The organism is Paenibacillus gyeongsangnamensis (assembly GCF_027533625.1).
Classification (GTDB): domain Bacteria; phylum Bacillota; class Bacilli; order Paenibacillales; family NBRC-103111; genus Paenibacillus_G; species Paenibacillus_G gyeongsangnamensis.
Genome location: NZ_JAQAGZ010000010.1, coordinates 255,644 through 267,759, shown reverse-complemented (window position 1 = coordinate 267,759; position 12,116 = coordinate 255,644). Strand labels below are relative to the sequence as shown.

Annotated in this window: 10 protein-coding genes and 1 rRNA gene; 4 read left to right on the top strand and 7 right to left on the bottom strand. The window is 56.3% G+C overall.

Annotation, left to right across the window (positions count from 1 at the left end; genetic code table 11):
- The 7 genes from O9H85_RS17325 to O9H85_RS17295 all read right to left on the bottom strand — a co-directional run.
- A 16S ribosomal RNA gene (locus tag O9H85_RS17325) occupies nt 1-387 on the bottom strand; the annotation flags it as partial.
- Nucleotides 388-850: 463 nt separating this feature from the next.
- Nucleotides 851-1,711, bottom strand: a complete 861-nt coding sequence (locus O9H85_RS17320) for an inositol monophosphatase family protein (protein WP_269882671.1) — start codon at nt 1,709-1,711, stop codon at nt 851-853.
- 183 nt (nt 1,712-1,894) lie between these two features.
- Nucleotides 1,895-2,662 (bottom strand): enoyl-ACP reductase FabI, encoded by a 768-nt coding sequence (fabI, locus tag O9H85_RS17315; protein WP_269882670.1) that lies wholly within the window; start codon nt 2,660-2,662, stop codon nt 1,895-1,897.
- Between the two features lie 93 nt (nt 2,663-2,755).
- The gene (gene uvsE / locus O9H85_RS17310; protein ID WP_269882669.1) at nt 2,756-3,748 is read right to left on the bottom strand and encodes a UV DNA damage repair endonuclease UvsE; all 993 of its coding nucleotides are present in this window, start codon (nt 3,746-3,748) and stop codon (nt 2,756-2,758) included.
- 128 nt (nt 3,749-3,876) lie between these two features.
- Nucleotides 3,877-4,200 (bottom strand): hypothetical protein, encoded by a 324-nt coding sequence (locus tag O9H85_RS17305; protein WP_269882668.1) that lies wholly within the window; start codon nt 4,198-4,200, stop codon nt 3,877-3,879.
- Between the two features lie 87 nt (nt 4,201-4,287).
- On the bottom strand, nt 4,288-5,427 hold the full coding sequence (locus tag O9H85_RS17300) for a D-alanine--D-alanine ligase (RefSeq protein WP_269882667.1): 1,140 nt from the start codon (nt 5,425-5,427) through the stop codon (nt 4,288-4,290).
- A gap of 73 nt (nt 5,428-5,500) precedes the next feature.
- Nucleotides 5,501-6,520 (bottom strand): amidase domain-containing protein, encoded by a 1,020-nt coding sequence (locus O9H85_RS17295; RefSeq protein ID WP_269882666.1) that lies wholly within the window; start codon nt 6,518-6,520, stop codon nt 5,501-5,503.
- 243 nt (nt 6,521-6,763) lie between these two features.
- Here O9H85_RS17295 and acnA point away from each other — a divergent pair, with 243 nt between their 5' ends.
- The 4 genes from acnA (at nt 6,764) to O9H85_RS17275 (ending at nt 12,116) form a co-directional block, all read left to right on the top strand.
- Nucleotides 6,764-9,469 (top strand): aconitate hydratase AcnA, encoded by a 2,706-nt coding sequence (gene acnA / locus O9H85_RS17290; RefSeq protein WP_269882665.1) that lies wholly within the window; start codon nt 6,764-6,766, stop codon nt 9,467-9,469.
- A gap of 144 nt (nt 9,470-9,613) precedes the next feature.
- The gene (locus O9H85_RS17285; protein WP_269882664.1) at nt 9,614-10,768 is read left to right on the top strand and encodes a sensor histidine kinase; all 1,155 of its coding nucleotides are present in this window, start codon (nt 9,614-9,616) and stop codon (nt 10,766-10,768) included.
- Nucleotides 10,765-11,457 carry a response regulator gene (locus tag O9H85_RS17280; protein ID WP_269882663.1) on the top strand — a complete coding sequence of 231 codons (693 nt, stop codon included), beginning with the start codon at nt 10,765-10,767 and terminating at the stop codon, nt 11,455-11,457. Before O9H85_RS17285 ends, O9H85_RS17280 begins: the two co-directional genes overlap by 4 nt.
- A 173-nt stretch (nt 11,458-11,630) precedes the next feature.
- Complete coding sequence (locus O9H85_RS17275; protein WP_269882662.1) at nt 11,631-12,116, top strand: hypothetical protein; 486 nt, start codon at nt 11,631-11,633, stop codon at nt 12,114-12,116.

Here is a 12,116-nt window from a genome sequence, read left to right as displayed (position 1 = left end):
GCTCCGTCAGACTTGCGTCCATTGCGGAAGATTCCCTACTGCTGCCTCCCGTAGGAGTCTGGGCCGTGTCTCAGTCCCAGTGTGGCCGATCACCCTCTCAGGTCGGCTACGCATCGTCGCCTTGGTGAGCCGTTACCCCACCAACTAGCTAATGCGCCGCAGGCCCATCCGTAAGCCACAGCTTGCGCCGTGTTTCATGATTCCTCCATGCGGAGAAACCAGCTATCCGGTCTTAGCTACCGTTTCCGGTAGTTATCCCGGTCTTACAGGCAGGTTGCCTACGTGTTACTCACCCGTCCGCCGCTAACCCCGAAGGGTCCGCTCGACTTGCATGTATTAGGCACGCCGCCAGCGTTCGTCCTGAGCCAGGATCAAACTCTCCAATAAAGATAAAACTTTATCGAACAGAGCTGATTAAGCTCAAATCTTAATGCTGACGAGAATTTTCATTCTCTTATTGCACTCACTCGTTGTTCAGTTTTCAAAGAGCAATTCCTCGTCGCTTCAACGTCATCCGTCAAAGGCGACTCGATTAATATACCACATCTTCAACTTTCAATGCAAGCTTTTTTAAAAAATTTCTTTTCGCTTGTCATTTCAAATTGCGCCGGCTCATGGCCGGAATAAGAATATATCATGGATCGCAATAAGAAATCAAGCATTATTTTCGAACATTTTTTCCCATCCAAGATTGCTTATCAGGCTGCTCCTATTGGTGGGGTGTCCGCTCGTTTTTAGCGGAATTAACGAAAAAAGCAACCGGCCCTTATATCGGGACCGGCTGCTTCTTCTTTCGTCAGCTTTCGCTATTCGTCATTATGCTCATGGCATGCATGCCATCACTTTCATGCTAGTAGCCCGTTGCGCCGGCAGAAGCCAGTTCATTCACAAGTTCTTGATGAATATGTCCATTGGTAGCCAGCACATGACGTACACCAAGATGATATGGATTCCCAAGGGTATCTGTAACCTTGCCCCCGGACTCCGTAATCAGCAGCGCACCTGCGGCCATATCCCATGAATTAAGGCCGATTTCCCAGAATCCGCTCAGACGACCTGCCGCCACATACGCCATATGAAGAGCGGCCGATCCGGCCACGCGAAGATTGCGCACCTTGGGACTAACGGCTTGAATGCCCGCAAAGTTCAACGGCAGCGCCCAGTTCCGGTCCGCCGGAAAGCCGGTCGCTATCAAGCTGTCGCTAAGTCGCAGCTCCTTGGAGACGCGCATGGTTCTCCCCTTCAAATAAGCTCCCTTGCCTTTCTCGGCAACGTACAGCTCGTCATGAACGGGGTTGTATACGACGCCGACGATAACCTCGCCATTATAGGCCAGCGCAATCGATACCGAGAAGAACGGAAATCCGTGAACGAAGTTCGTCGTACCGTCAAGCGGATCGACGATCCATAGATATTCCTCCCCGCTCACTTGATCGAGCGCCGCCTGGGAAGCGGCAGGTCCGGGCTCGACGCCTTCTTCCCCGAGAATCGCATGATGGGGAAAATGCGTTTGAATCAGGTTGCGGATCATCTTCTCCGCCCCTTTATCGACTTCCGTCACAAGGTCATGTACGGAATATTTTGTCTGCAGATTATTGTAGTCCCCCAATTTGCTTTGGATCCATTCCCCGGCCTTGGAGGCCGTGTTGATCGCAACCGCTGTGAAGCTCTTGCTTCCGACGGCAAAGGATTGGGCGTTCGTTTCGGACATCATCCATCATCCTTTTCTTTCCCACAGATTCCGCTTTCAAGAATTCTATGAAATCATTACTCACAGTATAGTTAATATACGAGTTTTTGGCTACAGCGTTTCACCCAAATTCCATCGTGGGATGTGACAAAAAAAGCAACCATCCGTTCCTCGGAACGGATGGCTGCCCGAAACCTCGCGGGGTTACACGCCTACAATATGGTAACCGTTATCCACATAGATCACTTCGCCCGTAATCCCGCGGGACAAGTGGCTCATCAGGAAGAGCGCGGTATCGCCCACCTCCGCGGTTTCGGTCGTGCGGCGCAGCGGAGCCTTCTCTTCGACCTGGCGGAGAATCGAGTTGAAATCCTTGATCCCCTTGGCCGCCAGGGTACGGATCGGTCCTGCCGAGATGGCATTCACGCGGATGTTAAACTGCCCGAGGTCGTTCGCCAGATACCGGACGCTCGCTTCGAGAGCGGCTTTCGCCACGCCCATCACATTGTAATTTTTCATTGCGCGCTCGGCGCCGAGGTATGTCATCGTCATGATGCTGCCGCCTTCGGTCATGAGCGGGTACAGCTTCTGGGCTACCGCCACAAGCGAGTACGCACTGATGTCATGCGCAAGCGCGAAGCCTTCGCGAGACGTGCCGACGAACAGGCCTTCCAATTCCTCGGTCTTGGCGAAAGCAATGCTGTGTACGATGCCGTGAAGAACGCCGAACTGTTCTTTAAGCGACTCGGCCAACCGGTCGATATCTTCATCCACGGTTACGTTGCAGGGAAGAATCGCCGCATTCGGAATCGTCTCCGCCAGCTTGCGGACCCGCTCCTCCACCCGTTCGTTCTCGTATGTAAACACCAATCGAGCGCCTTGACTCGCCAAGGATTGGGCAATCGCCCAAGCGATACTCCGGTCATTGGCGACCCCCATGACCACGATATTTTTACCGGCTACCAGATTCATAACCAACCGCTCCCCTCTCATCGCTTAATAGGGCTTGTTCCCTTTGAACTCTACCTCAAGGTACCCCATTTTACCGAATATTTCAAGAGAGTTTTACATTTCAAAAGAGGCCTGGCTCAGGATCGCGATTCCGGGCTCATCCTTGATTGAATCCATCAGGCGCAGCAGGGCTTCGTCTTTCATTTTGGCCTCCAGCATAAGGTCGAGCCTAGGGGTCAGCGGAGCGATTTCGCGCAAAAAGGGCAGCAGTTCAGCTGTGTCGACAAAATCGGCATGAGCCCGGACATCCTTCGTGTTCCTAGGACTCGACACATGAATTTTGGGCGGCAGCGGAGCCGGATCTTCGCCTTCGGCCAGCTGCGCCTTCTGGCCTTCCCACGTGCGCAGGATGCGGGGCCACAGCTCGCCGGCGGATTCGCCATCGTTATTCACGGCATGGTGATGCACATCCAGTACCATCGGCACGCCGACTTCTTCACAGACCTGGAGCGTTTCCCGGGCGGTGAACGTTTTGTCGTCGTTCTCCAGCGTCATCCGGCTGAGTATCCGTTCCTCCAGCCTTCCGAACTGCCGGATGAACCGATCCCGGGCCGCCGCTTTGTTCCCGTACGTACCCCCGATATGAATATTGCACATGGCCGATTCATCCAATCCCATCGATTCAAGCATCCGCACATGCCGGTCCAAGTCTTCACAGGAATGCTTCAACACGTCTTCCCGGGGCGTGCTGAAGACGGTAAAGTGATCGGGATGAAAGCTAAGCCGCATCCGGTGCATGCGCGCGTAAGCGCCCAGCTCGGCAAAAGCGCCGCTTAAGATTCGGATCGGGTCCCAGTCCGCCAATTCGCCATGACCCAATAGCGGAATAAGCCTCGACGAGCAGCGGTACATCTCGATGTCATACGCGCGGTTGTGCTTCAACAAGCGAAGCGTGTTATGTATGTTTTCCTCGGCGATCCGTTCCAGCTTGCGGATGCCCGCTTCCCGGTCTTCGAGCTTGGAGAAGCTTGTAAAGGTCATCGTCTTGGAAGGCGAAGCGTTCTTAACCAGCGTGGACATGGCCACGTACCCTAAGCGGACAATCATGCGGAAGGCTTCACTCTCCTTGAAGAAAACAGCTTAGGGTAGCTTGCCCTTTTTTCACAAAAAGGAACACACGCAAAAAGCCCTCCCGCCGCATCTGCGACAGAAGAGCTTCTTGGTTAAAACTATCGTTAAACCTGAGTCCGTTCTCCGAAAAACATTTCATGAGCGAGCGCCGTCTGAATGCGGGACTCCTCGTCGGTCAGCTTGCGCACCAGCTCCATCTCCACCTCGGTCACTTCTTCGCCCTGGAAGTTGATTTCCGCGATTGAAACGACAATCTTCACGATGGCGATGGCACGGTTGTCGGGGGTGTAGGCAATCACTTTCTGTCCCGTAGGAAACACGCGAAAGCCGCTTTTTACCATTTTGCCGCGTCCGTATTCCAGCAGCTCGTAGAGCTCCTGCTCCGATTTGAATTTGCAAACGGAATTGAATTCGGTTTGAAAACCCATGCCCATCGCTCCTTTGTATACGGCTAAGTTTCCTTTGCACAGCTTTAGCGTAAACAAAACAAGCACCTATTGCAAGCGGCCGGCGGCCTACAGGTCGAAGGAATAATGCAGCCGCTGCTTCTCGGCATGACGCTGCAGCGCCAGCTGAATGAGATGATCCAGCAGCTCTGCATACGGCTTGCCGGATTCTTTCCACAGCAAAGGATACATGCTGAACGGCGTGAAGCCGGGCATCGTATTGATTTCATTAATGAAGATCCGGTTGTCCTCCTTGCGCAGGAAGAAATCGACGCGGGACAGCCCCGAGCCGTCGATGGCGAGGAACGCCCGAACGGCCAGCTCGCGGATTTGCTCGGAGAGCTCTTCCGGAACTTCCGCCGGGATGATCATGGACGATTTGCCGTCGATATATTTGGCCTTGTAGTCGTAGAATTCGTTGGAGGATACCACTTCGCCGACCACGGACGCTTCCGGCTCGTCGTTGCCGAGCACCGCCACTTCCAGCTCGCGAGCGTTGATGAACTCCTCAACGATGACCTTGCGGTCGTAGCGGAACGCTTCATCTATAGCGTGCATCAGCTCATCGCGGTTGCGCGCTTTGTTGATGCCGACGCTGGAGCCGAGATTCGCCGGCTTCACGAAGCAAGGGTAGCCGATCACTATCTCGATTTCCATCAGGAAGAAGGACTTGTCCTTCTCCCACTGCGTCTTCGTGAAATGGCGGAACACGCACTGCGGCAGCCCTTCCTGGGCGAACACCCGCTTCATCATCACTTTGTCCATGCCTACGGACGAGGCAAGCACCCCCGTGCCGACATAGGCCATGTTGGCCATCTCGAGGAGGCCCTGGATCGTGCCGTCTTCGCCGAATGTGCCGTGCAGCAGCGGGAAGACCACATCGAACGGAGCGGACGGCGCCGCTTCTCCATTCGTTACAGAGGAAATGGTGGCCTGAGCCGGAGGCTCCGCCGAACGGAAGAATGGCTGCAGGGCAAACCCGCTGTCTTCCGCTCCGCCCGGTTCGAACGTGAGCGCCGCCACGGATTCGGCAGGTCCGGTAAGCATCGGGCCCGATCGCCATTCTCCCTGCTTCGTTATATAAAAAGGATGCACCTCGTATTTGTTCATATCGAATGCTTTGATCACGGCCAGCGCGGTCTGAAGCGAAACCTCGTGTTCTCCTGACTTGCCTCCGTAGATCAAGCCTACGCGAATTTTGTCGTTCATAGCAACCTCCGGATGAGATGTGGTGGAATTTCAGTGCATGGCTGCGGCTGAAAAAGCGAACCCTAGAATGAGCTTACAAGGTATCAAGGATATGTAAGAAGCGGTATCGCGTTCGTTCCGTCCATGCGGGGGAATCTGTGTAGCTCCAATACCGGTGCTTGCTGCTGACCGTATGCGCGTTGACGAGCGGCATGCCGTTCGGATCTATGGCCGTGACAACGGTGCTGTGCTGGAAGCGGCCGTCGCCCTCCCAGTCATAGCTGATGACGTCGCCAAGCTCCAGCTGCCCGGCGCTGCCGACCTCTACGGCCCGCAGCCCGCTGCGGCTCGTGAGCAAATAAAACTGAAGGCTGTCCGCCACGGCCCAGCTGAAGCTCCAATGCTCCTGGCCGCCTACGCGCCCGCGATACCACCAGCCCGAATTCCTTTTACCAGTATAGTTCATGGGGGCCCCGCCTGCAAAGAGGCACTGAGACACATAATTGCTGCAGTTGACCTCGAAGTGGATATAAGCGGGATTGCTCTGCTCCCACCAGCGGTCCGCGTATTCAGCGGCGCGCTCTCGATTGTAAGGGATTCTGGAGGCGGCTTGCATGGAAGGAATGACTCTCGGACTGAGAAAGGGAACCGATGGCGCGCTCATCAGCCCTACTTCGGCAAACGTATCGTCCGCCTGCATGAGCGCCCCCGGTACGGAGGCTCTGATCCGGAGCGCCTCCTCGGTATCGGCAGGCTCGATCCGCGCGATAACCCAGTCGCCGTCCCCCGGGACCAGCGTGACGCGCTCCTTCTCCACCCGCTTCTCCTCCACCTGATCTTGTCCGATCGTGCCGACGGAGGAGCGTTTCAGAATGATGTCCGCTATTACGCGCCCGTTCTGCTCCGAGGTGCCCGAGATGGAAAGACGGGTTTCATTCTTAAGGGGAACGAAACGCCTTCCTTTGTCCGTGTCCTCCCGCCGCGAGAGGAGCTTCGCCTGGGACTCCAGATAGGCGCGGTCCTCCACGAACGGCAGCATCGGCTCGGTCGAATAGTCGATGTCCGTTTGATTGCGGAAGTGAACGTAATCATAAAGCGTCGTTTTCCAAGACATGGGCACCCGGGCTCCCTTCTTCAGATCAGAATTCAGAATGGCGGCAAGTCGAATGCGCCCTCATCCGGCGATCAAGCATTCATTCCGAATTATATGAAGGGAAAGCTTTAAAAATGATTGATTTCAACCTTTACGAGCAGGGTGAAGTGGTTGTATACTGTAGTAAGAGTTAATTATGAAATCAAGTTTCACTAAGCGAAACAAGATGAGACAGCTGAATTTCTTTAAGGAGGAAATGCCACCATGTCTAACAAAGACCAATACTCGGTCCGCAAGCAGCTGAACGTCGGCGGTAAAACGTACAACTTCTACAGCTTGCCTGCATTCGAAGCGCAAGGCAACGGCAAAGTCGCCAACCTGCCTTTCTCCATCAAAGTGCTGCTCGAGGCGGCCATCCGTCAATTCGACGGCAAGGCGATTACAAGCGAGCATGTTAAACAAATCGCTGGCTGGGCTTCCGAGCGCGACGCGAACAAAGAAATTCCTTTCATTCCTGCACGTATCGTGCTGCAGGACTTCACGGGCGTACCTGTCGTCGTAGACCTCGCAGCCATGAGAGACACCATGAAGCGCGCCGGCGGAGATCCGAAGCGCATCAACCCGCTCGTTCCGGTCGACCTCGTTATCGACCACTCCGTTATGGTCGACGCCTTCGGCTCCAAGGACGCGATCGGCATTAACGAGAAGCTCGAATTCGAACGCAACGAAGAGCGCTACCGCTTCCTGCGCTGGGCGCAAACCGCATTCGACAATTTCCGCGCGGTTCCGCCGGATACCGGTATCGTGCACCAGGTGAACCTGGAGTACCTGGCTTCCGTAGCGGCTACCAAGACGGTGGACGGCGAAACGTACGTATACCCTGACTCCCTCGTCGGCACGGACTCCCATACGACGATGATCAACGGTCTCGGTGTCGTCGGCTGGGGCGTCGGCGGCATTGAGGCGGAAGCCGGCATGCTCGGACAACCGCTTTATTTTGTCACGCCGGAGGTTATCGGCTTCAAATTGACCGGTACGCTGGCTGAAGGCGCAACAGCGACCGACCTCGCCCTGACGGTAACGCAAATGCTTCGTAAAAAAGGCGTTGTCGGCAAGTTCGTCGAGTTCTACGGCCCGGGTCTCAGCAATATCTCCCTGGCAGACCGCGCAACGGTAGCGAACATGGCACCGGAATACGGCGCTACGATCGGCTTCTTCCCTGTGGACGCCGAGTCCCTCAACTACCTGAGAGGCACCGGCCGCGAAGAAGAGCAAATCGCCCTCGTGGAAGCTTACTACAAAGAGCAAGGCCTGTTCCGTACGGACGCTACGCCGGATCCGGTGTTCAGCGACGTCATCGAGCTTGACCTCGGCTCCGTCGTTCCTTCCCTGGCCGGCCCGAAACGCCCGCAAGACCGCGTCGAGCTGACGGGCATGAAGGAATCGTTCAACAGCATCATCCGCACGCCGATCGAAAAAGGCGGCTACGGCCTCTCCGACGAGAAAATCGCCGAAGTGGCGGACGTAAAGCATCCGAACGGCGAAACGAGCAAAATGGGCACCGGCGCCGTCGTCATCGCGGCGATCACGTCCTGCACGAACACGTCCAACCCAAGCGTTATGCTGGCGGCAGGTCTCCTCGCGAAGAAAGCCGTTGCCCTCGGTCTCCGCAAACCGGGCTATGTAAAGAGCAGCTTGACTCCGGGCTCCCTGGCCGTTACCGAGTACCTCGGCAACGCCGGCCTGATCGAGCCGCTGGAAGCGCTCGGCTTCCACGTAGCGGGCTATGGCTGCGCAACCTGTATCGGTAACTCCGGCCCGCTCCCTGAGGAAGTCAGCCAAGCGATCGCCGACAACGATATGACGGTAGCTGCCGTATTGTCCGGCAACCGGAACTTTGAAGGCCGCGTGCATGCGCAGGTTAAAGCCAACTATCTGGCCTCGCCTCCGCTGGTTGTGGCTTATGCTCTGGCAGGCACGGTCAACATCGACCTGGCGAACGATCCGATCGGCCACGATCACAACAACAAACCGGTCTACCTGAAAGACATTTGGCCGTCCAATAAAGAAATTTCCGATGCCATCCAAGCGGGACGCGGCGCTGCCCTGTACCGTGAAAAATATGCGGACGTGTTCCGTTCCAACAAACGCTTTAACGAGATTAAAGTTCCGCAAGGCGATCTGTACGAGTGGCCGGAGTCCACTTACATCGCCAACCCGCCGTTCTTCGCGAACCTCGGTTCCGAGCTGAACGACATCGCCGATATCCGCGGCGCGAAGACGCTGGCTCTGATGGGCGATTCCGTAACGACGGACCACATCTCCCCGGCGGGCAACATCAAAGTCGACAGCCCGGCAGGCAAATACCTGATTGAGCACGGCGTGAAGAAAGAAGACTTCAACTCCTACGGCTCCCGCCGCGGTAACCACGAAGTGATGATGCGCGGTACGTTCGCGAACATCCGCATCCGCAACCAAGTGGCTCCGGGCACCGAAGGCGGCGTAACGACTTACCTGCCGACCGGCGAAGTGATGTCCATCTACGATGCTTCCATGAAGTATCAAGAGCAAGGCACGAACCTCGTCGTTATCGCAGGCAAAGAGTACGGCACAGGCTCTTCCCGCGACTGGGCGGCCAAAGGCACGTTCCTGCTCGGCGTGAAAGCCGTTATCGCGGAAAGCTTCGAGCGGATCCACCGTTCCAACCTGGTCGGCATGGGCGTGCTGCCGCTGCAATTCGCCGAAGGCCACAGCTGGTCTTCGCTGGGAATCACCGGCACGGAAACGTTCGACATCGTCGGCCTGAGCAATGATGTGCAGCCGGGCCAAAAGGTCACGGTGAACGTTACGCGGACCGACGGCTCGACGTTCAGCTTCGAAGCGGTGCTTCGTCTGGACAGCTACGTTGACGTGGATTACTACCGCAACGGCGGCATTCTGCAAACCGTGCTTCGTCAAATCATGGCGTAAAGCCAGTTTCAAATCCCTGCTCCTCTATTCGAGGGCAGGGATTTTTTTCGTTATACGGGCCGGGCGGGGCTTCTCTATCCGGAGGCGGACGACAAGCGTGGTATAATCGGAATAACTGACTGTAGACTAAAGGAACGTGATGTTATGATTATTCTGCGGAGCTTGTGGGGCCGGCTGCTGCTCTCGCTTGCTTTACTAATCGCAATGCACAAGACGTTGACGGCGGGTCCGGCGATCAATATAGGCGTCGGATGGCTTGTGCTGTTAAGCTACCTTGCGCTGTTCTGGTACCCCCGGGATCGATGGAGTCCCGCCAAGCTTGCGGCTGCAGCCGTATGGTTAGGCTCTCTCCACCTGTTCAACGTGCTTGCGCTCGGCTCCGGCTTCTGGAATGTCTCCATGCAGCTCTTGCTGATCGCCTATACCGCAGTACGGGAGCGCTCCTCCTTCGGCACTTGGCTAAGCGCGGCCATTGCCCTTGAAATCGCGCTGCTTTCCTTATATTTTGGCGATTCGCTTCTGAGCCAGGTGTGGTTTCTAATGAGCATTGCCGGCGTCTATTTCGGCGTTCGCACCTCCCTTTACCGTTCGGAGCTCTACCGTTCGACCCAAGAGCATCTGCATGCCCTGCAGCACGCGCATGCGGAGCTGCAAGCCGCCACGGTCGCTTCCATGCAGTACGCGGTGCTGGAAGAGCGCAGCCGCATATCGCGGGATATTCATGATTCCCTCGGCCACAGCCTGACCTCGCTGATCGTACAGCTTCAAGCGCTCCAGTATATGGTGAAGGATGGCCGACCGGAAGCGCAGGAAGCCGTGAAAAGCATGCTAACCGTGGCCAGGCAGGGGTTAAGCGAGATTCGCTCCGCCATCCATGCAATGGCGGACGATCAGCAAAGCCTCGGCCTCGTTTCCCTCCGGGCCCTTGTGTCCCAAACGCGAAGTCATACAAATATGAACTGTACGTTCCAAGCCGACGAGACGCTGGAGCTGCCGACGGACGTAACCGTCGTCCTCTACCGCATTCTGCAGGAAGCGTTGACAAACATTACAAGGCATGCGGAGGCTTCGTCCGTACAAGTGACGGTCGAACAGCAGGAAGAGGAGGTCCATATGGAAATTGCCGACAACGGCAAGCTGACGCATATCGGAGCCGGGCTGGACGGCTTCGGGCTGCAGGGCATGAAGCAGCGCGCCGCGGCCGCCGGGGGCAGCTGCAGCTTTGCCGTGGGGAACCCGGGCGGCATGATCGTTCGGGTGCGCATTCCTATGAGCTTGAAGGGAGAGGAAACGAAATGAGCGGCGAACGGGAAATCTTGCGCGTGCTGCTAGCCGACGACCAGACTATGATTCGTCAAGGACTCGGGTACGTCATTCGAATACAGACGGATATGGAGGTCGTCGGAGAGGCGGCGGATGGCCAGGCGGCAGTTGAGCTGTGCTCCGCCCTGGAGCCGGATATCGTGCTGATGGACGTGCAAATGCCGAAAAAAACGGGGATAGAAGCGACGCGTGAAATTATGAAAGCTCAGCCCCAGACGAAGATCGTTATTTTGACGACGTTCGATGTGCACGACTACGTGATCGAAGGGATCCGGGCGGGAGCGGTCGGTTATTTGCTTAAGGACGCGGATACGGACGATATGCTCGAAGCGATCCGCGCCGCCTCCCGCGGTGAAGCGGTGTACCGGACGGCGAGAGCTGCGGAGGCGCTGTCGGAGGCCTTGCAGCAGAGCGGCGAAGCTTTGCCGCAGGACAGCAAGCGGCCCGGGCCGTTCGGAGGCGCACTGCTGGAGCCGCTTACGGAACGCGAGCTCGACGTGCTGCAGCACATGGCTTACGGCCTGCGCAACGACCAGATCGCGGCGAAGCTTACGATCTCCGAAGGCACCGTGAAAACGCATGTCCACCGGATTCTGCAGAAGCTGGCGGTGGAGGACCGGACCCAAGCGGTTGTCTTTGCGCTGCGCGAGGGCATGGTGGAATGACGTCCGGCTAGTGGCGGTCAACCGGAAATACCCCTCTATCCAGAGATAGAGGGGGCCCGAAGCAAAAGTTCGATAATAGGATAGACTCGCGCAAGGCCGCGATCGGGTTATGATGGGTTCATCCAAAAGACGCCGGCGGTTCCCGCCCGTCCGAAAACAAAGGAGAACCTACGATGACTTTGACTCATGTGCTTATCGGCCTTGCGATTATTTTCATGATCGTCAAAAGACAGCTCGGCACAAAGCCCATTAAAAAAAGAATGTTTGTTATGCCGCTTATTTTACTCGGATATGGAATTTATACTAGCCTGCAAATCCCGGATATGGATACGGCGGGATGGGTGCTGCTGTCTCTTGGAACCCTTCTCGGCATTCCGGTCGGGGCGGCTCAAGGCTACTTTACCCAAGTGTTTAAGTTGAACGGGGTATGGATGATGAAAGGCTCGCCGGCAGGCCTTGTCCTCTGGCTCTGCTCCATCCCCATTCGATACGGTTTGAAGTACGGTCTTAGTTTCGTTATTCCGACACATGCGTTATTTACCGGAGACCACGCCTTCGCCCCGTTTCTATTCTCGATTGCAGGGATCGTAGCCGGGCGTCTGTTGGGGATCTATTGGAAGCACCCGCAAGCCGCCCGACAGCTGGTGGAGGGAGCTTAG